Genomic DNA, 23,826 nt, shown 5'->3' on the forward strand with positions numbered 1-23,826 from the left:
GGAGAAATTAATCACTCGGGCCATCCATGGCCCTCGCCCTTCGGGCAGCCTTCGGCTGTACTAAATGGCTGTCCTGCCATTTAGTCGCCCTGGTAGTACTCCGGCGCCAGGTTGTCGAAGCGGGTGTACTTGCCGACGAAGGCCGCGCGGCAGGTGCCAATCTCACCGTTGCGCTGCTTGCCGATAATCAGTTCGGCCATGCCCTTGTCCGGGCTGTCCTCGTTGTAGTACTCGTCGCGGTAGATAAACAGGATCACGTCGGCGTCCTGCTCGATGGCGCCGGATTCCCGCAGGTCCGAGTTCATCGGTCGCTTGTTGGGGCGCTGTTCCACGCCGCGGTTCAGCTGCGACAGGGCGATCACCGGGCAGTTGTATTCTTTTGCCAGTCCTTTCAGCGAGCGGGAGATCTCGGAGATCTCCTGGGTGCGACCCTCGGTGCTGCCGGCCACCTGCATCAGCTGCAGGTAGTCCAGCATGATCATGGCCGGCATGCTCCTGGCCTCCGCCTCCTCGCGGGTCAGCTTGGGGTTCTCTCGCATCAGTTTGTTGGTGTGATCGCGCACGGTACGCTTGACCCTGGCCCGCACCTCGCTGGGGGAGAGCGCCGGGGTGTCGTCGATATACAGCGCCCTGCCCTTCATCTTCTGTACCGCGCTGGACAGCTTGGGCCAGTCCTCCTCCTGCAGCTTTCCATTCCTGATGCGGCCCTGGTCGATGCGGCCGATGGAGGACAGCATCCGCATCACCAGGCTGTCGGAGGGCATCTCCATACTGAAGATCAGGGTGGGCTTCTCCTGGCTCAGCATGGCGGCCTCGATGAAGTTCAGCGCCAGCGCCGTCTTGCCCATGGATGGGCGCGCGGCGAGGATGATCAGTTCGCCCGGCTGCCAGCCGGAGGTGCGCTGGTCCAGCTCGGTAAGGCCGGTGCTGAGGCCAGTAATGTCCCCTTCCTGCTTGAACAGCTCGTCGATGCGTTCGACGGTCTGCTTCAGCAGGGCGTCGACGCCGACGAAGCCGCCCTCCTTGGCGCGCCCCTCGGCGATCTCCGCCACGCGGCGCTCGGCCATCTGCAGCAGGTCGGCGGAGGCCAGGCCGCCGGGGTTGAAACTGGTGCGGCTGATCTCGCCGGCGGCAGCGATCAGCTGACGCAGCATGGAGCGCTCGCGCACTATCTTGGCGTAGGCGACGATATTGGCCGCGGAGGGGGTGTTCTCGGCCAGTTCGGCCAGGTAGGCGGGGCCGCCCACTTCCGCCAGCAGGTCGCGGCTGGCGAGGGCCTCCGCCAGGGTGACGATATCCAGCGGCTGCTCGCCGTCGGTCAGCTGGCGCATCACCGTGAAGATCACCCGGTGGCGGGCGACGAAGAAGTCCGCCTCGCCCAGCTGTTCGGCGACACTGTCGATGCGGCCCGGATCCAGCATCAGGCCGCCCAGCACCGACTGCTCCGCCTCCACCGAGTGCGGCAGTGGCGAGGTCTCTTCGGTGGACACTTCTTCTTCCGGGACGGCGTATTCGTCGATCATAGATATCTATTGGGCAGAAACAAATCGGGCGCTGAATCCGACAGAGGATCCAGCGCCCGATTGTAGCGCGACTTGGCATCTGCGTGGATATCCATGCAGGGCCAGTGGCATGCTCAGCAGGGCGAACACGAGATTCGCCCTTACGGAATGAACGCTACGCGTTTATTCCGCCTCGATCACTACCTTGACGGTGGCGATCACGTCGGAGTGCAGCTGTACGTCGACTTCGTACTCGCCCACTTCGCGCAGTGCGCCCTTCGGCAGCTTCACTTCGGCCTTGGCCACTTCGACGCCGGCGGCGGTGATCGCTTCGGCGATGTCGCGGGTACCGATGGAGCCGAACAGCTTGCCCTCGTCACCGGCATTGGCGGCGATGGTCACAGACAGGTCGGCCAGCTTGGCGGCGCGGCCTTCGGCCTCGCTCACCTTGGCAGCTGCGGCGGCTTCCAGTTCGGCGCGCTTGGCTTCGAACTCGGCGATGTTGGCTTCGGTAGCCGGAATCGCCTTACCGGTGGGCAGCAGGAAGTTGCGGCCAAAACCGGCTTTGACTTCAACGCGGTCGCCCACGTTGCCCAGTTTGCCTACTTTGTCGAGCAGAATAACTTCCATCTCGGTTTCCTCAATTTCGGTTGTGCGGGTCGCGTCTATTTATTTCCGGAGCGCCCGCGAATATCTATCCAGCTATCTATCAGTGCCAGGCCGCACAGGAAGCCGGCCAGCGGCAGCGCCGCGATCACCAGCATCACATACAGCGCCACCAGCGGTCCGCGCCCCCATCCCTTGCTGGCTACCAGCCAGTGGATCAGGGCTATGCCGGCGACCACCAGCGGGAAGGCGACCACCGCGCCCCAGAACACATAGTCCTGGGTTAGCAGGCTGTACACCCACACCAGCATGCCGACCGCCGCCAGCGGCAGCGGCATGCGCAGCTGGTGAAACTCCTGGCGGAGACCGCCGGGGTTGTACAGCAGCGCCTGCCAGTAGCGCCCCAGCACCAGGGCCAGGGTCGCGGTGATGGCGGATATCCAGCTCAGGTATCCGGTGGCGAGGGCCTCGCTGCCGAATATCTGCTGCAGCTGTTCCGCCTGGTCGCCGCCGGATTCCTCCGCCGCCTGCAGCAGGCTCTGCAACAGGCCACCGCTGAAATGGGCGGTGAGCAGTATGCCCGCCGCGGCCACCGCGGTCAGCGCCACCAGGGCGGCGCCCCAGGAGCGGCTGCTGCGCAGTACCAGCGCGCCGCAGAAGACCGCGGCGAAGTGACTGGCGGCGAGGCCGGTCATCAGCGGCGACATATAGCCGCCCATACCCGCGGCGATCACCGGCAGCAGCGCCCAGGCCAGGACCATCAGGCCATCGCTGCTGCCGCGACGCAGGCTCACCAGGGCCAGCGCCGCCGGGCTGATCAGCGGTATGCCCACCATGGTGATGAGCACCGCCCGCACGCGCCCGCGCATAATGAATTCGGCCAGGGCGCGCACGTCTAGATAGCTTCTCTTGTTAAACGTCTAAGCTCGAAAGCTTAGGCCTCGTGGCTGTCCGTGTACGGCAGCAGGGCCAGGTAGCGGGCGCGCTTGACCGCAGTGGCCAGCTGGCGCTGATACTTGGCTTTGGTACCGGTGATACGGCTCGGAACAATCTTGCCGGTTTCGGAGATGTAGGCCTTCAGGGTATCGAGATCCTTGTAGTCGATACGCTTTACGCCTTCAGCGGTGAAACGGCAGAACTTGCGACGACGGAAAAAACGTGCCATCTGATAATCCCCTTACTCTTCGTCTTCGGCGGTATCGGAAGTGTCTTCTTCCGCTTCGTCGGAGGAAGACCTGTCTTCCTGCTCAGCGCGCTCGCGGCGCTCGGAGCGCTCTGCGCGGGCGGCCTTGCGCTCGCGGCTCTCTTTTTCCGCCTTCATGATCGGGCTTTCTTCGGTGATGGCCTCGTCTTCGCGCATCACCATGTTGCGCAGCACGGCGTCGTTGTAGCGGAAGTTGGTGGTCAGCTCTTCCAGAGCCTCTTCCGTGCACTCGACGTTCATCAGGATGTAGTGGGCTTTGTGGATCTTGTTGATCGGGTAAGCCAGGCGGCGACGGCCCCAGTCTTCCAGGCGGTGAACCTGGCCACCGCTCTCTTTGATGGTAGAGGTGTAACGCTCCACCATGCCGGGCACCTGCTCGCTCTGATCCGGGTGGACCAGGAATACAATTTCGTAATGACGCATTTTCGCTCCTTACGGGTTAAACAGCCTCCCGGGCAATCCGGTGAGGCAAGGAGTACAACGGGCCCGTATCGGGCCCATTGCGGGCGGCGTATTCTAGGCACTTGGCCTCTTGGTTGCAAGTTGATCAATGCCCAGGACGGGCGAGGACTGGCCGGGGAGCGGTTGCCGCGGCGGCGCGGCAACCGCTCCCCCAAGGGCTTAGAAAGTGTACCGGACGCCGAGGCTGGCTTCGGTCTTGTCGTGGGTATAGAGATCGAAGTTCTCTTCATTGTCGGTGAAGGAGACCTTGCCGGCCAGTTGCAGCCGCGGCGACAGGTAGAACTGCGACTTCAGCCAGGAACTGACCCTGTCTGCCTCCCGGACCTCCTCCTTCAGGACACCGTCGCTGTCCGTCAGGCTGTTGACGCCGTCGTACTCACTGGCCCGGTACTCCACGCCGGCGGACAGCTCCCAGTTGTCCAGGAGCGGCCATTCCAGCTCCAGGGCGGTGCTGTGGCGGGTCGGTGAGTAGCTGTAGAAGGCGCCGTTGTCGCTCTCCAGATCGGCCCGATCATTCACATCCAGCCGGTAGAGCGCATTCACGGTAACCTGGCCCAGAGGTCGCTTGAGTTTTGCCTCAAATCGGTGGCGCCAGCCGTCCAGGTGGGAATAGTCGCTGCCGCCGCTGTAGTGGCCGGGCAGATAGGCGAGGCTGAGGCGGGTACCGGAAAACGTCTGCTGCACGCGGCCGATCAGCCGGGTCGAGCGGGTGAGCTGCTCGCCGTCGAGGAATGTGGAGTCCGCGGCGGCGCCCAGCTCCACCTGCCAGCCGTTCCACGTCAGGTCGCGGGACAGGCCGAGGCTATAGCTGCTGACATCCAGGGCGCTGTACTCCGAGTAGCCGCGGTTGTAGGCAGACCCCTGCAGTCTCCAGCCGTCGGCGGCGGTTCCCGCCAGGCGGTACTGGCCCCAGGCAAACAGCTCCGAGTAGTTGTCCTCGGCAAGAGTGGAATCCGCCACCAACTCGTCCTGCAGGGCGAAGACATTGTCGTCGTAGCCTGCGCTCACACTGGCGATCGCCAGCCACTGTCTGGCGGGGGCGGCGGCGCGCGGTGCGGCAGGCGCCAGGGCGGCCAGGCGCCTGCCGGAGAGGGATCGCAGCTTCGCCGAATCGGCCTGTGCCTGCACCTCGGTGTAATGGCGGATTGCGCCGGACCTGTCCCCCCGCTTTTCCGCAACCAGCCCCAACTGGAAGCGCGCCAGGTCCCGCCACTCGGGATCGTCCAGCAGCTGCCGGAACGCGTTGCCGGCCTCTCGGTAATTGCCCAGTTTGAAGTGGGTGACGCCGATATTGTAAGTCAGCTTCGAACTGCTGCTTCCCTTCTGCTGCTCCCACTCAAACAGCGCCAGGGCACTCTGGTATTCCCCGCGCTTGAACGCCGCAGTGCCCTGGGCGTAATAATCCTGCGCCTGCGCGAACAGGGAGGCGCTCGCCAGTCCCACCAGGGAAGCCGCCTTCATTGCTTTTATCCACATTGTGATTTATCCGTCATTATTGAAAATGCAAAAAACGGCCGGGCATTGCTGCCCGACCTTCAGCGCGTCGCAATAGTGTTGATACCGAACTCAGGTTCCGGGGGTGTCCGGAATATTGTCGGTGGCATCGTCGATCACTGTATCCAGGTCGATCGGCAGCTGGTCTTTCACATCATCGGGGATATTGTCCAGCACATCCTCGGGAATATTCTCCGTCGCGCCGCCGGACAGGGCATTTTTCAGCGCTTCCTCCGCGGCCTCATTGGCGTTCTTCGCGGCCTCCTGGGCGGCTTCCTGGGCATTTTTCACAGCTTCCTTGGCCTGGTCCGCCGCCTGGGCCGCCACGCCTTCGGCCATGGCCTCCATCTCTTCAGCTTCCTCGAGTTCCTCTTCGACCTCCTCCTCGCCGCGCTGGCGCGCCGCGTTGGCGGTGGCCAGGCCAAAGGCTGCGGCCTCTTTCGCCACGTCGCTGGCCTCTTCCGGCAGCTCGATCACGCTGATCACGTCCTCCACATCGCCGTCGGCTTCCACCACAGTCACTGTCACATCCAGGTCGTCACCGCTCTCGTCATCGGCAATAGCCGGCACAGCGATCTGCGCAGAGACAAACAGCGCCAGGACCATTGATTTCTTGAGTATGTCCATTTTTATTGAGCCTCACTTTTCTACTTAGGGGAAAGGTTTTCAAATCATTGTTGTCGAATCGGACGGGGCCGCATCGGCGGGCGCAACCTGAACCGGCACCCTGAATTCCCTGTGCGCGCCGCCGTGCTCTATGCGGATCAGTACTTCCGCCGTCTCCGCCGATTCCCGCAGGCGCACCGGCAGGGTGAGCCGGTTGGAGCCGGCATTCAGGTCCGCCTGCCACTGCAGTTCGCGGGTATCGCCGTAACCCTCGAGCATCAGATTGGACGGTAGCGACACCCGGATGGTGGCGCCCCGCAGGGTGCGGGGCGTATCCAGGGATACACTGACCGGCAGCGCAGCCACGGCCTGGGGTGCGACGGGCAGCGGCTGCTGCCAGCGGGGCAGTGACACCAGCACCGCCAGCAGCAGGCTGGCGGCAGTCGCCAGCTGCCAACCGCGCACGCGGGAGCGGGATTCCTCCCGCCGCTCCGGCAGCGCCGCGGCCAGCACCCGCTGTTCAAACCCTTCGGACGGTTCCGGTGCCGGCATGGTGCGCAACAGGCGCACCACCCTGAGCTCCTCGGCGTGATCGCGACAGCCGTCGCACTGGCGGAGATGCATTAACAGCGCGCTGCTGTTCTGCTCGCGCATCAACTCCAGTTCCCGCCTTGCCTGATTACATTCCATACTCGCCTCCTCGACACCGCTTAACACGCATGACAGCTGTCAATGGTTCCCGGCTGCAGCGCCGCTTTCAGTTTTTTTCGCGCTCGGTGCAGACGGGATTTCACCGTGCCCACATTGATTTCCAGAATTTCCGCCACTTCCAGTGCCGTGTGCCCTTCCACATCGTGCAGTAGCACCACATCGCGCCAACCCTCATCCAGGTCTCCCAGCGCCCGGTTCAGCGCCCGCTGCAACTCCAGCTGCTGGTAGCGATCGCGCTCGTCGACCAGGCGCTCCTGGAAAAAGGCCTCGTCACTGCTCCAGGGCAGGCCCTCCTCCACCGGCGAGCTGGCGCGGCGGCGGTAGAGATCCACATAGCGGCGATAGAGCACCTTCACCAGCCAGGGGCCCGGCTTGTCCACCGCCGCCAGCTCCTCGAGGCGGGGGAACAGGTGGGTCAACACGTCCTGCACCAGGTCCTCGGCCTCCGCCCGGTTCTGCGTCCAGCGGTAGGCCATGCGGTACATCAGCCGGAGATGCGGGCGCACCAGGGCGGTAAAGCGGTCCTCCGGCGCTCTGCGGCCGCGGAAAAACTGCGTCAAACTCACCCCATTACTCCTTTGCCGATCCCAATCGACTCATTAACACGCAGCAGCGCCCGAAAAGGTTCCCGCGAAAACAGAAAAAATAGAAACAAACCACCGGCTTAGAAAATAGTTACACGAACGCACGGCTCAAAAGGTTCCCGGCGCAAAATTATTCCAATATGCAGATTTAAATAGCATTTAATTTCCGAGAAACCCCGCAATAACCTCATTGTAATTGCAGAAACCCTTCGCTAGCTTCACTCGGCGGGCATTTGGCAAACGCCGGCGCCGCTACGGCACCGGCTGAATTCTGTCCCGCCCGACAAGAAGTTGTGCGCGGGTATCTGTTGTGCCCGGTAGGCGCAGTTCTGTGCTTTTGCGTCGAAGTATCACCTGGTCCTGCGGTCGGATATCCGATCCATATGGGGGCTCACCCCAAATCCAATAATAATTCGTAAGGTAATCTTTGACATGAAACAAAAACTATTAGCCGCGGCCATTGCCGTTTCGGCGAGCGCAATGGCTCACGCCGACAAACCCAGCTTCACTGCGGAATCCTCTGTCGTCGACGTGCACAACCGCTGCATCGTCCGCTTCCACGACAGCTTCTCCGGTGCGGATGCGGCGGGTATCGCCAAGCGCCTGGTCGCCCAGGCCCGTTCCGCCGGCCACGCCAATGCCGCGGCACAGTATGTGTACCGCAACACCATCAAGGGGGCCACCCTCAACCTGTCCTGCGCCGCGGCCAGCGCCGTATTCGGCGGTGACTCGGCGATCATGCGCATGACACCCGACAGCATCGTCAGCATCAGTGCGCGGCCGGGTTCCGGCGACGTCTCCACCGCCGGCCAGGTTACCCCCTGGGGCATCAGCCGCGTCGGCGGACCGGTGGACGGCAGCGGCCGCGACGCCTGGATCATCGACACCGGTATCGACCTGGACCACGCCGACCTGAACGTGGACGGCAGCCGCGGCTTCACCGCCTTCACCCGCGGCCCCAGCGCCGGCAAGGTCGATGACGATCACGGTCACGGCACCCATGTGGCCGGCACCGTCGGCGCGCTCGACAACGGCATCGACGTGGTCGGCGTGGCCGCCAATGCCACCGTGATTCCGGTGAAGGTACTGGACAGGCGCGGCTCCGGCACCACCTCCGGTGTCATCGCCGGGGTCGACTATGTGGGCGCCAACGCCGCGCCCGGTGACTGCGCCAATATGAGCCTCGGCGGCGGCGTCAGCCAGGACCTGGATGACGCGGTGGTGGCAGCCTCGGAGAACTCCGGCGCCTTCTTCGTGCTGGCCGCCGGCAATGACGGCGACGATGCCAACAACCACTCGCCGGCCCGCGCCAACGGTACCTATGTGCGCACCATCTCCGCCCACGACAGCAGTGACACCCTCGCCTCCTGGTCCAACTGGGGCAATCCCCCGGTCGACTATGCGGCCCCCGGCGTCAGCATCCTATCCACGGCAATGGGCGGCGGCACCGTCACCTATTCAGGCACGTCCATGGCATCGCCCCACGCCTGCGCGGTGATGATGATGAGCAACGGCAATCCGAATACCGACGGCACCGTGAACGGTGACCCGGACGGCAATCCGGATCCGATCATTCATATGTAACCCTGTGGTATTTCTTTGTTGCTAGGTGCTTCAATGCGTTTGGCCGGGTCCTGTACCCGGCCTTTTTTTATTTGCGATGGGAGCATGGATGCACTGCTACCGCCCCCCCGAGAGTACCGTCTCTGCACTCATCTGGCCCGGTGCTTCCACGAGGCGCCGGCGGGATTTTTCCTGACGCCATGTCCAACGAACAGGGTTCTTGCGCAATAAAGCAGCCACAGAAACCGCATTACTGGTCATTATCACCACCAATAGTGAAAAATCGGGGATGGTAATTGCCCCGGCGACTGGCTAGCTTTGATCCCGGGCCCACCAGTGTGCAGTCGCCGCGCTCTGCGGCCGGGTGTGGGCCCCGATGTTGAGATGTGCTCAGGTGTCTGTGTTGCCACGGAGGGCGCAGTCTTGTGCATTCGCGTCGAAGTACCGCCTGGCTCAGTGGTCGGACAACCGTTCCACCCGGGGGAAACCCCGCCCATTCGATAATAATTTACAAGGTGACTTTGACATGAGGAAATCACTGATAGCAGCGGCAGTCGCCGTCGCCGCAAGCTCAGCAGTTCAGGCCGAACAACCCACCTTTGGTAGCAGTCCGGCGGTTGCCGATGTGCACAACCGCTGCATAGTGCGCTTTCACGATACTTTTTCCGGCGCGGAAGCCGCGGGCATTGCCGGGCGCCTCGTGGCCCAGGCCAGGGCCGCCGGCCACAGCCGGGCGGCGGCGGACTTTGTCTATCGCAACACCATCAAGGGCGCTGCGATCAATCTTCCCTGTGCCGCAGCCAGCGCAGTTTTCGGCGGAGACTCCTCCATCATGCGCATGACGCCCGACAGCATTGTCAGCATCAGCGCCCCGCCCACCTGCCCGGGCAACAGCTGCGGCGGTGACGGCGGCGGCTCCGAGGCCGAGGTCACCCCCTGGGGTATCGCGCGCGTGGGCGGCCCGGTGGACGGCAGCGGCCGCGATGCCTGGATCATCGATACCGGCATCGACCTGGATCACGCAGACCTGAACGTGGACGGCAGCCGCGGCTTCAGCGCCTTCAGCTCCGGCCCCAACGCCGGGGTCGATGACGGCCACGGCCACGGCACCCATGTGGCGGGTACCGTGGGCGCCATCGACAACGACATCGACGTGGTCGGCGTGGCCGCCAATGCCACGGTGATTCCGGTCAAGGTCCTCGACAAGCGCGGCTCCGGTACCACTTCCGGCGTCATCGCCGGGGTCGACTACGTGGGTGCCAACGCCTCCCCCGGTGACTGCGCCAACATGAGCCTCGGCGGCGGCGTCAGCCAGGACCTGGACGACGCGGTGGTGGCAGCCTCGGAGAACTCCGGCGCCTTCTTCGTGCTGGCCGCCGGCAACGACGGCGATGATGCCAACAACCACTCTCCGGCCCGCGCCAACGGTACCTATGTACGCACCATCTCCGCCCACGACAGCAGTGATACCCTCGCCTCCTGGTCCAACTGGGGCAATCCCCCGGTCGACTACGCAGCCCCCGGCGTCAGTATTCTGTCCACCAAGATGGGCGGCGGCACCACCACTTACTCCGGCACCTCAATGGCATCTCCCCACGCCTGTGCGGTGATGATGATGAGCAACGGCAATCCGAAAACCGACGGCACCGTGAGTGGTGACCCGGACGGCGATCCGGATCTGATCATTCACATGTAAGTGATACCGGCCGGCAGTTTGCACGCGATTACAATAACCAGAAGCTGCCGGATTGTTTATCTGTAGACGAGCCGGGCCTGTGCCCGGCCTTTTTATTCGTTACTTTTTTTGGGGGGGGAATATGGATTCACTGGTCCTGCTGTTCGAGAAGGCCGTATCTGCAGAAGTCTGCGACCACCTGATCCGGCGCTTCCGCGAGGCGCCGGAGAAGCAGCCGGGCAGGACCGGCTCCGGCGTGGACCCGACAAAGAAAAACAGCTCCGACCTGTTTATCTCCGGACTGGATTCCTGGCGGGAGGAGTGCACCACCATCGACAACACTGTCCTGCGCGGCCTGATGGAATACTGCCGCCGCTATCCGCATCTGCTGACCGGCGCCCTGTCCCCGACCATTTTCGACCAGGCGAGCAACCGGATGCGCAATCTCGCCGCCGGGGATATCGGCAATCTCGACGAGCGGCAGCTGCAGATGCTGGTGTCCGGCATCTTCCGCCTGGACAATATCAACTTCCAGCACTACGAGAAGGCCAAGGGCGGCTACTACCACTGGCACTCCGAGCACTTCCCCCACCCCAGCGATCCCGGGCAGAAATCCCTGCACCGGGTGCTCCTGTGGATGCTGTACCTGAACGATGTGGACGAAGGCGGCGAGACGGAGTTTCTCTACCAGGGCGCCAGGATCAAGCCGAAAAAAGGCAGCCTGATCCTGGCCCCCTGCGGCTTCACCCACACCCACCGCGGCAATGTGCCGCTGTCTGACGACAAATACATTCTGACCTCCTGGGTTCTGTACCGCCCGGCGGCAGAACTCTACGGAACGGCACCGGCAGAGCCCACGGCGGAGACAGGCTGAAAAACTGCGGGCCGCGCTGTGGACTGAGCCGCTCGCTCGTACAAGTGGTCAGAAGATGTAGCTGATCCCCAGGCTGGCCTCCGTCTTGTCGTAGGTGTAGACATCCCGGTTTTCCTCGTTGTCGATGACAACGAGTTTTCCATCCAGGCTGAACCGCGGCGTAATCTTGAACTTCATCGCCAGCCAGGTTTTGACCCGGTCGGATTCCCGCCGATAGCTCAGCACAGTCCCGTCGCTCTCGGCAACCCGGTTGGTGCCGTCGTAGGTGCTGCGCCGGAACTCCACCCCGGTGGACAGATTCCAGTTTGCTGACAGGGCCCAGTCCAGCGCGCCGCCTATCGCGTGGCGCAGCGGGGAGTAGCTGTAGTAGTCCACCTCGTCCCTTTCCAGGTCGGCGCGGTCGTTGGCATCGTAGCGGTAGTAGACCTTGGCCTCGAACGCAAACAGCGGGCGCTGCCACCTGGCCTCGAAACGCTGCCGCCAGCCGTCCAGGTAGGCGTACTCCTCTCCGCCAAGGTAGTAACTGGGTATATAGGACAGGGTGACACTGGCCTCGCCGAAATCCCGCCTGGCCTTGCCGACGAACTGGGCCTGTCTGGACACCTGCTCGCCGCCCAGGTAGACGACTTCCCCGGCCACGCCGATCTCGGTATGCCAGCCCAGCCACTGGCGATCGCGGGAGAGGGCCAGGCTCGCACTGCTCAGGTCGAGGCTGTCGAGCTCACTGTAGCGCCGGCCAAAACCGTAACCGTGGATGCGCCAGCCGTCCGCAGCCGTGCCGCCCAGCTGGTACTGGCTCCAGGCAAACAGCTCGGTGAAGTTGTCCTCCCCCAGGGAGGAATCCGCCAGCAGCTCGTTTTGCAGGGCATAGGCGTTGTCGTCGCGGCCGGCAGACAGGCTGGCGGTGCCCATCCAGCGTCTGGCGGCAGGGCCCCTGTTCGCCATGGCGAGGGCATTCAGCCGGCTGGCCGCCAGGCTGCGGAGCTTTTGCGAGCCGGCCGTCTCGTTGACACGCCGGTAGTGTTTTGCCGCAATAATAGTCTTGTCGCGCCGCTCGGCGGTGAGCGCGAGATTGTAGCGGGCCAGATCGCCCCACTCCGGGTCGTTCAGCAGCCGCTGGAAATAGGCGCCGGCCTCGCGGTAGCGCCCCCTCTTTATCAGGGTCACGCCGATGTTGTACTTGAGTTTTGCGCTGTCGTTGCCCGCTCTTTCCTCCGCCTCGAACAGCTTCAGCGCCCGGCGGTAATCGCCGTCCTTGAATGCATCGATCCCCTCGGCCAACCGGTCCTGGGCCAGCAGCCCCGAGGGAGCGGCAGCAATCGCACTCGCGAGTGCAATCCCGATTACCTTGTTCCGCACCTCATTTACCTCTGTATATCCCTATATCCGAATAATAACGAGGCCGGGGATCCTCCCCGGCCTCCGCATGGGCCGCCGATTGTCAGCTCTCCGGATCCTGCGGCAGGTTGTTCCGGGCATCGTCGAACAGCGTATCGAGATCCACCGGCAGCTGGCTCCTGACGTCGTCGGGCAGGTTTTCCAGGATGTCCCGCATCATCTGTTCGATCAGCCCTTCGACATCGGCGCCGGCCAGCGCATTTTTTACCGCCTCCTCGACGGCCTCACGGGTCGCCTCGGCGGCGCGCAGGGCCTCCTCGTTCGCCGCATCCGCCGACAGTGACGCGTTGGCCATCAGCTCCTGGCTGCGGGTCATGGCCTCCCGCACCATCGCCTCGGCCTCCTCTTCGCTTTTGATATCGCCGTTGCGCGCCGCGTTGACCACTGCCTTTACCGCCTCCATGGTCTCTTCGGCGATTTCGCGCGCTTCCGGCGGCAGCTCGAGGTTGTTGAGGACGTCATCGACGTTCTCGCTCTCATCCACCACGGTCAGCGTGACATCCAGGTCGCTCGGGCTCTCCGTCTCCTGGGACAGGGCCGGCACCGCGGGCTGCGCGCCGACCAGGATTCCCATTAGCAGCAGTTTCTTCCTCCACATCTTCCTTTACCTCTATGGACAGACTGAAATCGTGACCGAATCGCAGTCGCGGACTCGATCGCCGGAGCCTCGGAAGCCATAGGTACCGGCCCATCCGGCCTCCTCGTCTCGCTACCAGTTAACACGTCCGGAGTGCATGGATGGTTCCCCGCGAGAAATCCATTTCCGGTTTTTGGCGCGCTATATGGCCGAAGGAGAACTTGAAAATTATTTTTCCGAAACGGGAATTGTGATACGAGGATTTTTAACTGTCCGCACTCCTACCACAATAAATTTCTGCAAACAAAAATCTAGCAGCGTAGAAAGCGGACCAGAGACAAAGGGCACTTTGCAGAGAAATTACTGCGACCTGATTTTTGCAACACCGCTGGACGACACAACGGGCCTGTAAACGGGTTATCCGTCCGGTGTTTTTTCGCTTCGGAGGGGGAATTGCCGGACCACGCAGTGGCCCGACAGGAAGGGGAAAGGGAACTCAACTGGTGCGCTGGCGCACTGCTTCAAAGAGACAGACGCCGGTGGCCACGGAGACGTTCAGGCTGCTGACTTCCCCCGCCATCGGAATCTTGATCAGGTGATCGCAGTTTTCCCGGGTCAGGCGGCGCAGGCCGGAGCCCTCGGCGCCCATCACCAGCGCCAGCGGGCCGGTGAGCCGGCTCTGGTAGATGTCCTGCTCCGCCTCGCCGGCGGCGCCGAATATCCACACGCCCGCCTGCTGCAGCATTTGCAAGGTGCGCGCCAGGTTGGTGACGGTGACAAACGGCAGCACCTCTGCCGCACCGCAGGCGACTTTCCTCGCCGTGGGCGTCAGGCCGGCGGACTTGTCCTTGGGGGCTATGACCGCGTGTACGCCGGCGGCCTCGGCGGAACGCAGGCAGGCGCCGAGGTTGTGGGGGTCGGTGACACCGTCGAGCACCAGCAGGAAGGGCGCCCCGCCTTTTTCCTCCAGTTGCTGCAGCAGCTCCTGCAGGAAGCGCTCGTCGTGGACTCTGGTCTGGGCGGCGCAGACGGCGACCACCCCTTGGTGGTTGCCGTCGTCGCCGACCTTCCCGTCCAGGGCGCGGCGGTCGACGAAGCGCAGGGCGATATTATTCTTTTCCGCCTGGCTGATGATTTTCTGCAGGCGCTGGTCTTTGCGGCCGCGCAGGAGCAGCAGCTCCTGTACCTGTTGGGGGGCGCTTTTCAGCAGGGCCTGGACGGCGTGGAGGCCGTATACCAGTTGTTGACTCAATTTATTCCTCGATTTTCTATGTAGGAGCGGCGGATGCGGAGCTGGAGCCTTCAGCGTCCAAGGCAAGTAGCTCTGCGGTCCTGGAATCCTACTTCTTCTTTTTGCGCTTGGCGGAGGGTCTCTTCTTCCCCTTGCCGTTTTTTGCGTCGGCCTGGGCGCCCTTCTGCGCCGCCTTGCGCGCGGCTACCGCCGGGCGCTTGCCGCCCTTGCGGGTTGGGGTGCGCTTGGGGCCGCGGCGTTTCTTCGGCGTCTCTTCATCCGCCGCGGGCGCTTCACCGGCCGCGGGCGCCTCCTCCTCGGCGGCCGGCTTTTCCGGTCCGGCTTCTACCGGCACCGCCTCGGTGGAACCCACCTTGCGCTTGCGGAAAGGCGTTTTACCCGCGGGGGGTTCGGTGTGTTTTGCCCAGGGGCTGGCGCTGCGCTTTTCGCCCTCGCCTTTTTTGCCAGCCGGGGACTTGCCGCGGCGCTCCTCTTCCCGCTGGTGCTCCACCGCCATTTCCATGGCCCGCGCGCTGACTTTTACCTGCTCCCGCGGCACCAGTTCCTCGAGAATGAAGTCCACCTTGCGCTCGTCCAGGTCCACCCGCGCCACCTGCACCCGCACGGAATCGCCCAGGTGGTAGCGCACACCGCTGCGCTCGCCGATCAGTCGCTGGTGGGCCTGTTCGAAGCGGTAGTAGTCCTTGGGCAGGGCGGTCACGTGCACCAGGCCCTCCACATAGAAGTCGGCCAGCTCGACGAAGAGGCCGAAGCCGGTGACCGCGCTGATCACGCCGGGGTAGACCTCGCCGACATGGTCCTGCAGGTACTCGCACTTGAGCCAGCTGACGACATCGCGGGTGGCGTCGTCGGCGCGACGCTCGGTCATGGAGCAGTGTTCGCCCAGCTGCACCATCGCCGGCATGTCGTAGGGCAGTATCCGCTCCCGCTCTATGGCCTCGGCGCCGGGCACCGGGTGCACCTTCTTCGCCACGGCTTTTTCGTTGGCGCTGCCGTTGCGGATCAGCCAGCGCAGGGCCCGGTGCAGCAGCAGGTCCGGGTAGCGGCGGATGGGCGAGGTGAAATGCGCGTAGGCGCGGTAGTCGAGGCCGAAGTGGCCGCGGTTCTCCGGTTGGTAGACCGCCTGGTTCATGGAGCGCAGCAGCATCATCTGGATGATGTGCGCGTCGGGGCGACCCTCCACCTGCTCCAGCAGCAGCTGGAAGTCCATCGGCTGCGGCTCGGCGCCGCCGGGCAGGCGCAGGCCCAGTTCGCCCAGGTATTCGCGCAGGTTGCTGAGCTTCTCCTCCTTGGGGGCGTCGTGCACCCGGAAGAGGGCCGGCACCTGCGCCAGTTCCATCAGCTGCGCCGCGCAGACGTTGGCGGCAAGCATGCATTCCTCGATCAGCTTGTGGGCGTCGTTGCGCACCACCGGCACTATGCGCTCTATCTTGCGCTTGGCGTCGAAGATGATGCGCGTCTCGGTGGTCTCGAAGTCGATGGCGCCGCGGCGGTCGCGGGCGGCGCGCAGGGCCTTGTAGAGGTCGTGCAGGTTGTCCAGGTGCGGGACCAGGGCGGCAAACTGCTTGCGCAGGCCGCTGCCGCGGCTGTCGCGCTCCTCGATCACCTGGCCGACCTGGGTGTAGGTGAGGCGCGCGTGGCTACGCATCACCCCCTCGAAGAAGCGGTAGTCGCGGATCTGGCCGTCGCGGTCTATGCGCATCTCGCACACCATGCACAGGCGGTCCACTTCCGGATTGAGTGAGCAGAGGCCGTTGGACAGCTTCTCCGGCAGCATCGGCACGACGAAATCCGGGAAGTAGACGGAGTTGCCGCGGCCGAGGGCCTCCTCATCCAGGGCCGTGCCCGGGCGCACATAGTGGGACACGTCGGCAATGGCCACCAGCAGCTTCCAGCTGTCGTCCGGCAACACTTCGCAGAAGACGGCATCGTCGAAGTCGCGCGCGTCCTCGCCGTCGATGGTGACCAGCGGCAGCTGGCGCAGGTCCACCCGCGCCTTCTTGTGCGCCTCTTCCACCTCGTCGGGGATGGCGTCCATCTCTGCCTGCAGTGCCGCCGGCCAAGTGTGGGGAATGCCGTAGTTGCGTATCGCGACATCTATCTCCATGCCCGGCGCCAGGTGGTCGCCGAGCACCTCGATCACCTCGCCTTGGGGCAGGGTGTCGCGGCTTGGCTGGGTGACGATCCTCACCACCACATACTGGCCGTGGCCGGCGTCGGCGGCCTGGTCCGCCGCCACCATGATGTCCAGGTTGATGCGCGGGTTGTCCGGACGCACGAAGCAGATGCCGTTCTCGCGGTAGAAGCGCCCGGCCAGCTGCTCGGTGTTGTGCTTGATGACCCGCACCACCGCGCCCTCGCGCTTGCCGCGGAAGCCGCCGGGGGTCTCGCGCACCAGTACCTCGTCGCCGTCGAACACCTTCTTCATCTGGCGGTGGGACAGGAAGAGGTCGTCGCCGCCGTCCCGCGGGGTGACGAAGCCGAAGCCGTCGCGGTGGCCGATCACGCGGCCGCGCACCAGGCTCATCTTGTCCAGCACGCCGAAGTCGCCGGCGCGGTTGCTGGCGATCTGGCCGTCGCGGGACATGGCGATCAGGCGCCGGCGCACCCCCTCGCGGCGGTCCTCGTCGTCGATTTCCAGGGCGTCCGCCACCGTCTCCCAGGCCACCGGGCCCGGCTGCTGCTCCAGGAACTGCAGCAGGAATTCGCGGCTGGGAACGGGTTTCTCGTATTTTTCCGCCTCGCGCTCGGCGTAGGGATCGACAGGGGAGCCGGCGAGGTCGTGAACTGAAGTCTTCTTTTGAGTCAAAACAGCATCCGTTGTTTGAAGTGGCCGCACCTTCCGGTGCAGCTTCCGGAGGGACCTCCGGCGATTGGACTGGCAACTGGCACCGGTGACTACCGGTCCGGGAAAAGTCGCTACTGCAGGCAGTATAAGCGATTTCGCGGCGTTTCCCGACCACCGCGCAAAAAGTTGAAAAAAGCGCAGGCCGGCCGTTGACACCCCCGGGGCAAATCTCTATAGTGCGCGTCCTCAACGGCATACACCGTTGAATTGCCCAGGTGGCGGAATTGGTAGACGCGCTAGCTTCAGGTGCTAGTGGCCTTACGGTCGTGGAAGTTCAAGTCTTCTCCTGGGCACCATATTCAGAGGGCCGACTCGCGAGAGTCGGCCCTTTTTTATTGCGCCGCGAAAGCCCCCACCGGTCACGGACGGGAATTGACACACTCCGGAAAATGGCTATAGTGCGCCTCCTCAGCGGCGCACGCCGTTGATTTGCCCAGGTGGCGGAATTGGTAGACGCGCTAGCTTCAGGTGCTAGTGGCCTTACGGTCGTGGAAGTTCAAGTCTTCTCCTGGGCACCATTTCGCAAAAGGCCGACTCGGAAGAGTCGGCCTTTTTATTTGCCCTCGCAACGGGACGAACGGGACGGCAGTCTCAGCTCGCACCGCCCCGCAGAGGGTCTTCCGCCGAAAATGCCACGCCGATCACGCTGCAGCGCTGTACGAGTAGATGCCCCACCGGGAATCCGTTAGGATTTCCGCCGTCAAGGATTTGACATGAAATTGCTCACAGGAGGTGACACCTATGTTTTCCAATGCCCCGGTAAAGCGGGAACTGCGCATCGCCGGCCAGAATTCCGGCAAGCCCGTCACCATCACCCCAGGCGGAACCCGTCTACCACGAGCTGGTCAAGCTCGCCCGCCGCGGCAACTACTGGGCCCAACTGACCGTCAACGGCATCAACCAACTGGCCGCCGGCCGCCTGCACCAGAACAATATCTTTATCAAGCCCGGGGCCGTGCATCGGGGCGGCAATGAAGAGTTTGTGGTGATATTGCCGGGATGCCGGGTCACGGCGGAGAAGCTAGCCAGCGATGGTTACAAGATCCTGCACTTCGAGGCGGCCCTCAACTATTCGGAGCTGATAGAGAACCAGCAGAGGCCAGCGCTGTATGAAGCCTACCGATCAAGGCAGGAATGGAGCACCAGCAGAAGCAAGAAAGGAACCATCAAGAACGAAAAGAACCGCCTGGTGGCCATCTGCGATAGCGGCTACGGCAGGCCTGACGAGGCCGCCAACAGCTCCGCATCGAGAGTCGCTGAGGCCCCCTTCTCCGGCGGCGGCTTCCGGGTCAATAGCGACGGCTTCGACCTGCACTATACGCCGGGGGAGAAGCGGATCGGCGGCCTGAAGAATTATAGGAACGCCATCCGCCCGCTGCAGAACCAGGATCTGCACGAGTCGGCGCTGCTGCTGGCCAGAAGCATGTACCGGGCCAAAGATATCGATGGCGTCGGCTGGGTATCCGAGTTTGGCGGCTCCGCGGTGCTGACCCAGGCATTGCGGATTCTTGCGGACCAGGGCGTAAAGCTGAAAAATCACACCGCCTTTCTCGTGCGCCCCACCAGTTCCCCCAACGAAGCCATCAAGGCCGCCCATGCGGTTGGATTGAAACTGGACCGCAAGCTCACCAAGACAGACAAACTGGACCTCGGCAACCGGGATCAGCTGGAACTTATCTACAACCGCCTCAATCACGAAGGGGGCAAGCGCGGAGGCTACAGCCTTGCCAAAGCAACGGCGGATGCGATAGAGCATGGCAAGAGCCTGCAGGGCGGCGGCGCCTTTGTCGGCACACTGGCCGCAGCGGCGGGCCTGGCGATCAGTGCACCGGCGCCCGCCGCGGCCTTTCTGACCGCCCTGGGCAAGGCCGCCGCCATTGCCGGCTCCGCCATCGGAATAGGCAAGATCGGCAATTCGATGGTCAGAGCCTGGCTGCCGAACCACCACGACAAACTCAAGAGCAAGTTCTGATGCGCAACTTTATCAAATACTCACCGCTAAAGTTCCGCAAACACGAGGGACTGTGTATACCGCGTGGCCCCTCCTTCGCAAGCGCCAAAACCGTCAAGGCCAACCTGCTCGGCAATATTCTGCAGTTTCGCGCCCCCAGACATGCACCGGTATCGACAGAAAGTATCGAGGAACAAAAGATTATTTCGTCAATCTACGCGCTAGATGGACGCAATCACAGCGACCGCGAGATGCCGAGCCAAAGCTGGATGTCCGCCGATATATTTGGACGCAAATGGGCCTTCTACGGCCCCTGGTTTACCGGCCTAAAGGGCACGCTGTCCTGCCATATAAGCGGCATATATACCTCCATACCTAACAAGCAGGTCAACTTCCTGAACCCCCGGGCATTTGAAACCGCGGTGCTGGGCTATACAACCGCCCTCTGGGGACACAATCTTTACGACAGAGGAGTATGCTACTTCCAGGCCCCTACAGACTGGCAACCGCTTGGCCGACTACCAGTACCGGCGGTGAGTTTCGGCGTGGAGCCCACAAGAATTCCGACCTATATAAATAAGCACGTCTTCTTCCCGATCTCCCGCGACAAGATAATCTGTTTTACCTTCTCCTACCTTCAGCACTGCTCCGGCTCACAGGCAGAGATAGACAAAAAGATCAGCCCTGAGCCCATGCGGGAACTGATGCACGACATCATCAACAGCATCCAGCTCACCCTGTCACCGGAAACCCAGGAGGCTGTCGATGAAGTCAAGAAGACCTGCCCTGACCTATCTGTCTGTCCCAGCTGCACGCCGCTGAAATGGCCCGCCCATGTCGACAAAGACGGTATAACCATCATCGACTACGACGAGCGCCTCTACGCCGAGGCTTAGCGGCGAGGCCGCCCCCTCCCTGCGCGCTTACAGCTCGAATCACCGGGATATCAGCCGGTATTGCGCATTCCAGCGGCGATACCGGCGATGGTGACCATCAGCGCGCTCTCCAGCAGCGGGTCTGAGTCCCGCTCGCGCAGGCGGGCCATCAGTTCCGCCTGCAGCAGGTGCAGCGGGTCCGTGTAGGGGTCGCGCACGCGGATGGACCAGCGCATCACCGGGTTGTTGTCGAGCAGGCTCTCCCGGCCGGTCAGGCGCTGCAGCGCCTCCACGGTGCGGGCCAGCTGTTCGCGCAACATGGCGCCGAGGCGGAGCAGTTCCGCATCGTCGGTCAGCCGCTCCTCGTACCAGGAGGCGACGCGGGTGTCGGTCTTGGCGAGCACCATTTCCAGCATATCCACCACACCCTGGAAGAAGGGCCACTGTTCGTTCATCGCCCGCAGCGTTTCGGTTTCCTCGCGGCTCTGCAGCGCGCTTTCCAGTGCGGCGCCGGTACCCAGCCAGGCCGGCAGCATCAGGCGGATCTGGGTCCAGGCGAATACCCAGGGAATGGCGCGCAGGGTTTCCACGCCGCCGCCGGGCTTGCGCCGCGCCGGGCGGCTGCCCAGGGCCAGGCGGCTGAGTTCGGTTTCCGGGGTCACGGTGCGCAGGTAGGCCACCAGCGCCGGGTCGTCGCGCACCACCTGGCGGTAACCGTCCACGGAGACCTCGGTGAGCCGGTCCATCTCCTCGCGCCACGACCGGCGCGGCTCCGCCGGCGGCATCAGGGTCGCCTCCAGGGTCGCGGCCACATACTGCTCCAGGTTATAGGCCGCCACCGAGGGGCGGCCGTACTTGAAGCGGATCATCTCCCCCTGTTCGGTGACGCGGATGCGCCCGGCCACAGAACCCGGCGGCTGCGACAGCAGCGCCATGCGGGTGGGCGAGCCGCCGCGGGAGATGGAACCGCCGCGGCCGTGGAACAGCGTCAGCGGCACCCGGTGCTCGCGGAAGATCGCGGTCAGGCTTTCCTGGGCGCGGAACTGGGCCCAGGCGGCGCCGAGGAAGCCGGCGTCCTTGGCGGAATCGGAGTAGCCGATCATCACCTCCTGGCCCGCGCGCACCCGCTGCCGGTACAGCGGAATATCCAGCAACGCGCCCATGATATCGGCGGCGTTGTTCAGGTCGTCGAGGGTTTCGAACAGCGGCACCACGCGCATCGGCTCGCGCACGCCGGCGATCTTCTGCAACAGCATCACCGCCAGCACATCGGAGGAGGCTTTCGCCATGGAAATCACATAGGCACCGAGCCCCTCCGGGCCCTGCTCGGCGATCACCCGGCAGGTGTCCAGCACCTCACGCACTTCGTCGCTGCACAGGTCGCTGCGGTAGAAGGTCTCGTCCACCAGTGGGCGGCGGCTCTCCAGTTCGGTGAGCAGGAAACGCTGCTTCCGGTCCTCGTCCCACTCCGCGTAGCTGCCCAGTTCCAGGTAGCGGGTGATCGCATCCAGCGCGTCGCTGTGGCGGGTGGATTCCTGGCGAATGTCCAGGCGCAGCAGGGTGATGCCGAAGCAGTTGAGGCGCCGCAAGGTGTCCTTGAGCTGACCGTCGGCAATGGCCGCGAGGCCCACGGCGCGCAGGGAACGGTCGATCAGGCTCAACTCGTCGAACAGCTGCCCGCCGCTGCTGTAGCCCTCCCCCTCCGGCTCCGGGCGCCCGGCCACCCGCGCCTCCATCTGCGCGCGGGTATTGCGCAGCCGGTCGCGCACCCGGCGCAGCACCAGCCGGTAGGGCTCGTGGCTGGGGCCCGTGTGCTCGAGCAGCTCGTCGCTGGCCCGGTGCATGGACAGGTCCGCGAGGAGATTTTCCACATCGCGCAGATAGAGGTCTGCAGCCATCCAGCGGGCCAGCTGCAGTACCTCGCGAGTGACCGCCGCGGTGACATTGGGATTCCCGTCGCGGTCGCCGCCCATCCAGGAGGCGAAGCGGATAGGCACCCAGTCCGCCGGCAGCGGGTCCAGGCCGGCCCGGGCCAGTTCCGCCTCTATCTCGCGCATACCCCGCGGCACCGCCTGCCACAGGGACTGCTCTATGGTAGCGAAGCCCCACTTGGCCTCGTCCACCGGGGTGGGCCGCTCGCGGCGGATCTCGTCGGTGCTCCAGGCGGAGAGGATCTGTTCGCGCAGGTGGCGGCGCAACGTCTCCTGTTCCTCTTCGGTGAGGTCGGGCCTGTCCAGGTCGGTGAGCAGGTCGGCGGTGCGGTCGTACTTGCGGATCAGGGTGCGGCGGGTCACCTCGGTGGGGTGGGCGGTGAGCACAAGCTCAACGGACAGCGCTTCCAGTACCGAGCGGATTTTTTCAGGGCCGGCACCGGATTTCTTCAGCTCCGCCAGCACCTGGCGCAGACCGCGGTCGGTGTCCGGATCGCCGGGGTAGCGCTGGTGCTGCCGGCGCAGCCGCTCGCGGTGGCGCTGCTCGGCGATATTGGCCAGGTTCAGGAACTGGCTGAACGCCCGCGCCACTTCCAGCAGCGTCTCGTCGTCCAGCGGGTCCAGCAGCTGGCGCAGGCGCCCCACCGGCATCTCGCCCTGGCCGCGACTCTCCACTGCCACCTGGCGAATGGTTTCAACGGTATCGAATAACTGCTCGCCGGCCTGCTGCCGCAGTACCGCGCCGAGTTCCTCGCCGAGCAGGCGGACGTCTTCTCTCAGGGGGGCGTTTTGGTCCTGGTTCACGATGTTTTTCTCCCTGGTGGAACGATTTGGCACATCTTCGCATATTTCCTCGGGGAGAGGACGCCCCATCCCTCGCGACAGGCTGGGCCCGGACCTTGTGATCACAACTGTAATCGTGTCGAGCCAAGCGAGAAATGCATTCGGCCAAGTTCATTCGCTTTTCACTGACAGTGCAGCATTACACCCGATTACAGTCCTAACTGCTCGCGGACCGCTATATAAACGCCCACACAAAACGCCGGAGTAATCGGCTAATAATTTTTCTCAACTCAAAGTGCGATTCAGATCACTCATTAGATCCACCCAAGTAGATATGTCGTTTTCCATTTAGTTAAAATCAGTCTTTAAATAGTTACAGATGTGACAGGGAAACTGCCAGGGAACTCAGGTATGCCTATCAGTACCGAGGCCAAGCGAAGAGATAATTGCATCTTATTCAGATACGGCCGATTCGACTCATTTGACTGCAATCGTAGTTCCGATAGCAGGCCTCATCGCCACCCCCTGCAACCTCGCAAAACACACCGATTAACAAATAAAAATCGAATAACTCCATCAAATTAAGAAACAAATACCGAGCCATCATAAGACACCGGTACAGCAACACTATCGAACGGACCCTACACAGCTAGTTAAAAAGGAATAGCAATGATCACTACCAGTAAAAGTATCAGCCAGGGGCTTGCGAGTCTTACCGGCAAATTACCGATACTTCTTCTGACCGCCATGTTGGCCGCCTGCGGCGGTGGGGGGGGGGCGGAAATGACAATGGAAGTAGCAGCTCCAGCAGTAGCTCCGGTGGCAGCAGTTCGAACGGCAGTTCCAGCAGCTCAAGCGGCAGCAGTTCGAGCAGTAGCAGTTCCGGAGGCAGCAGTTCCAGCAGTGGTGGCAATCCACCTCCTCCCGCCG

Annotated in this window: 20 protein-coding genes and 2 tRNA genes; 7 read left to right on the top strand and 15 right to left on the bottom strand. The window is 63.4% G+C overall.

From position 1 onward, the window contains the following. Positions 1-80: 80 nt before the first annotated feature. From dnaB to AC6R19_RS03480, 9 genes are all read right to left on the bottom strand, one after another. Positions 81-1,523, bottom strand: a complete 1,443-nt coding sequence (gene dnaB / locus AC6R19_RS03440; protein ID WP_500578129.1) for a replicative DNA helicase — start codon at positions 1,521-1,523, stop codon at positions 81-83. Between the two features lie 162 nt (positions 1,524-1,685). After that, positions 1,686-2,132 carry a 50S ribosomal protein L9 gene (gene rplI / locus AC6R19_RS03445; RefSeq protein ID WP_500578131.1) on the bottom strand — a complete coding sequence of 149 codons (447 nt, stop codon included), beginning with the start codon at positions 2,130-2,132 and terminating at the stop codon, positions 1,686-1,688. A gap of 35 nt (positions 2,133-2,167) precedes the next feature. After that, positions 2,168-3,001, bottom strand: coding sequence for a hypothetical protein (locus tag AC6R19_RS03450; protein ID WP_500578133.1), 834 nt, complete (start codon positions 2,999-3,001; stop codon positions 2,168-2,170). A 41-nt stretch (positions 3,002-3,042) separates the two neighbouring features. Continuing rightward, positions 3,043-3,273, bottom strand: coding sequence for a 30S ribosomal protein S18 (rpsR, locus tag AC6R19_RS03455; protein ID WP_020411626.1), 231 nt, complete (start codon positions 3,271-3,273; stop codon positions 3,043-3,045). Between the two features lie 12 nt (positions 3,274-3,285). Continuing rightward, positions 3,286-3,735: a 30S ribosomal protein S6 gene (rpsF, locus tag AC6R19_RS03460; protein WP_500578135.1), complete on the bottom strand. Its 450-nt coding sequence runs from the start codon at positions 3,733-3,735 to the stop codon at positions 3,286-3,288. A 198-nt stretch (positions 3,736-3,933) separates the two neighbouring features. Then, positions 3,934-5,235 carry a tetratricopeptide repeat protein gene (locus tag AC6R19_RS03465; protein ID WP_500578137.1) on the bottom strand — a complete coding sequence of 434 codons (1,302 nt, stop codon included), beginning with the start codon at positions 5,233-5,235 and terminating at the stop codon, positions 3,934-3,936. Positions 5,236-5,340: 105 nt separating this feature from the next. Continuing rightward, positions 5,341-5,895 carry a hypothetical protein gene (locus AC6R19_RS03470; RefSeq protein ID WP_500578138.1) on the bottom strand — a complete coding sequence of 185 codons (555 nt, stop codon included), beginning with the start codon at positions 5,893-5,895 and terminating at the stop codon, positions 5,341-5,343. A gap of 39 nt (positions 5,896-5,934) precedes the next feature. Next, a complete protein-coding gene (locus AC6R19_RS03475; protein ID WP_500578140.1) occupies positions 5,935-6,564 on the bottom strand; it encodes a hypothetical protein in 630 nt (209 codons plus the stop codon). A gap of 20 nt (positions 6,565-6,584) precedes the next feature. Then, positions 6,585-7,151 carry an RNA polymerase sigma factor gene (locus AC6R19_RS03480; protein ID WP_500578141.1) on the bottom strand — a complete coding sequence of 189 codons (567 nt, stop codon included), beginning with the start codon at positions 7,149-7,151 and terminating at the stop codon, positions 6,585-6,587. Positions 7,152-7,601: 450 nt separating this feature from the next. On the opposite strand from AC6R19_RS03480, the gene AC6R19_RS03485 reads away from it, so the two are divergent. From AC6R19_RS03485 to AC6R19_RS03495, 3 genes are all read left to right on the top strand, one after another. Continuing rightward, positions 7,602-8,753, top strand: a complete 1,152-nt coding sequence (locus AC6R19_RS03485) for a S8 family serine peptidase (protein ID WP_500578142.1) — start codon at positions 7,602-7,604, stop codon at positions 8,751-8,753. Between the two features lie 505 nt (positions 8,754-9,258). Beyond that, positions 9,259-10,428 (top strand): S8 family serine peptidase, encoded by a 1,170-nt coding sequence (locus tag AC6R19_RS03490; protein WP_500578144.1) that lies wholly within the window; start codon positions 9,259-9,261, stop codon positions 10,426-10,428. A gap of 121 nt (positions 10,429-10,549) precedes the next feature. Continuing rightward, the gene (locus AC6R19_RS03495; RefSeq protein WP_500578145.1) at positions 10,550-11,281 is read left to right on the top strand and encodes a 2OG-Fe(II) oxygenase; all 732 of its coding nucleotides are present in this window, start codon (positions 10,550-10,552) and stop codon (positions 11,279-11,281) included. A 48-nt stretch (positions 11,282-11,329) separates the two neighbouring features. Here the strand turns inward: AC6R19_RS03495 and AC6R19_RS03500 are convergent, their stop codons facing one another. The 4 genes from AC6R19_RS03500 to rnr form a co-directional block, all read right to left on the bottom strand. Beyond that, positions 11,330-12,640: a hypothetical protein gene (locus tag AC6R19_RS03500; protein WP_500578147.1), complete on the bottom strand. Its 1,311-nt coding sequence runs from the start codon at positions 12,638-12,640 to the stop codon at positions 11,330-11,332. Between the two features lie 82 nt (positions 12,641-12,722). Then, on the bottom strand, positions 12,723-13,277 hold the full coding sequence (locus AC6R19_RS03505; protein WP_500578148.1) for a hypothetical protein: 555 nt from the start codon (positions 13,275-13,277) through the stop codon (positions 12,723-12,725). A gap of 475 nt (positions 13,278-13,752) precedes the next feature. Next, positions 13,753-14,508, bottom strand: coding sequence for a 23S rRNA (guanosine(2251)-2'-O)-methyltransferase RlmB (rlmB, locus tag AC6R19_RS03510; RefSeq protein ID WP_500578149.1), 756 nt, complete (start codon positions 14,506-14,508; stop codon positions 13,753-13,755). An 88-nt stretch (positions 14,509-14,596) separates the two neighbouring features. Further along, positions 14,597-17,317 (bottom strand): ribonuclease R, encoded by a 2,721-nt coding sequence (gene rnr, locus AC6R19_RS03515; RefSeq protein ID WP_500578151.1) that lies wholly within the window; start codon positions 17,315-17,317, stop codon positions 14,597-14,599. A 248-nt stretch (positions 17,318-17,565) separates the two neighbouring features. On the opposite strand from rnr, the gene AC6R19_RS03520 reads away from it, so the two are divergent. The 4 genes from AC6R19_RS03520 to AC6R19_RS03535 all read left to right on the top strand — a co-directional run bounded on the left by AC6R19_RS03520 (position 17,566) and on the right by AC6R19_RS03535 (position 20,203). Then, a tRNA-Leu gene (locus AC6R19_RS03520) sits at positions 17,566-17,652 on the top strand. Between the two features lie 135 nt (positions 17,653-17,787). Then, a tRNA-Leu gene (locus AC6R19_RS03525) sits at positions 17,788-17,874 on the top strand. Between the two features lie 467 nt (positions 17,875-18,341). Next, positions 18,342-19,328 (top strand): hypothetical protein, encoded by a 987-nt coding sequence (locus tag AC6R19_RS03530; RefSeq protein ID WP_500578153.1) that lies wholly within the window; start codon positions 18,342-18,344, stop codon positions 19,326-19,328. Beyond that, the gene (locus AC6R19_RS03535; RefSeq protein ID WP_500578155.1) at positions 19,328-20,203 is read left to right on the top strand and encodes a hypothetical protein; all 876 of its coding nucleotides are present in this window, start codon (positions 19,328-19,330) and stop codon (positions 20,201-20,203) included. Before AC6R19_RS03530 ends, AC6R19_RS03535 begins: the two co-directional genes overlap by 1 nt. Positions 20,204-20,253: 50 nt before the next feature. Here the strand turns inward: AC6R19_RS03535 and ppc are convergent, their stop codons facing one another. Next, positions 20,254-22,917, bottom strand: a complete 2,664-nt coding sequence (ppc, locus tag AC6R19_RS03540; RefSeq protein WP_500578157.1) for a phosphoenolpyruvate carboxylase — start codon at positions 22,915-22,917, stop codon at positions 20,254-20,256. Between the two features lie 691 nt (positions 22,918-23,608). Then, complete coding sequence (locus AC6R19_RS03545; protein WP_500578159.1) at positions 23,609-23,809, bottom strand: hypothetical protein; 201 nt, start codon at positions 23,807-23,809, stop codon at positions 23,609-23,611. Between the last annotated feature and the right edge of the window lie 17 nt (positions 23,810-23,826).

The sequence above is a fragment of the Microbulbifer sp. SE14 genome (assembly GCF_059834885.1).

What these genes read in the sequence shown, in the direction of transcription:
- AC6R19_RS03535 (WP_500578155.1), top strand. Translation starts at nt 19,328, where the DNA reads ATGCGCAACTTTATCAAATACTCACCGCTAAAGTTCCGCAAACACGAG.
- AC6R19_RS03475 (WP_500578140.1), bottom strand. Translation starts at nt 6,564, where the DNA reads ATGGAATGTAATCAGGCAAGGCGGGAACTGGAGTTGATGCGCGAGCAG.
- AC6R19_RS03505 (WP_500578148.1), bottom strand. Translation starts at nt 13,277, where the DNA reads ATGTGGAGGAAGAAACTGCTGCTAATGGGAATCCTGGTCGGCGCGCAG.
- rplI (WP_500578131.1), bottom strand. Translation starts at nt 2,132, where the DNA reads ATGGAAGTTATTCTGCTCGACAAAGTAGGCAAACTGGGCAACGTGGGC.
- rpsF (WP_500578135.1), bottom strand. Translation starts at nt 3,735, where the DNA reads ATGCGTCATTACGAAATTGTATTCCTGGTCCACCCGGATCAGAGCGAG.
- AC6R19_RS03485 (WP_500578142.1), top strand. Translation starts at nt 7,602, where the DNA reads ATGAAACAAAAACTATTAGCCGCGGCCATTGCCGTTTCGGCGAGCGCA.
- AC6R19_RS03465 (WP_500578137.1), bottom strand. Translation starts at nt 5,235, where the DNA reads ATGAAGGCGGCTTCCCTGGTGGGACTGGCGAGCGCCTCCCTGTTCGCG.
- rpsR (WP_020411626.1), bottom strand. Translation starts at nt 3,273, where the DNA reads ATGGCACGTTTTTTCCGTCGTCGCAAGTTCTGCCGTTTCACCGCTGAA.
- AC6R19_RS03470 (WP_500578138.1), bottom strand. Translation starts at nt 5,895, where the DNA reads ATGGACATACTCAAGAAATCAATGGTCCTGGCGCTGTTTGTCTCTGCG.
- AC6R19_RS03490 (WP_500578144.1), top strand. Translation starts at nt 9,259, where the DNA reads ATGAGGAAATCACTGATAGCAGCGGCAGTCGCCGTCGCCGCAAGCTCA.
- dnaB (WP_500578129.1), bottom strand. Translation starts at nt 1,523, where the DNA reads ATGATCGACGAATACGCCGTCCCGGAAGAAGAAGTGTCCACCGAAGAG.
- AC6R19_RS03495 (WP_500578145.1), top strand. Translation starts at nt 10,550, where the DNA reads ATGGATTCACTGGTCCTGCTGTTCGAGAAGGCCGTATCTGCAGAAGTC.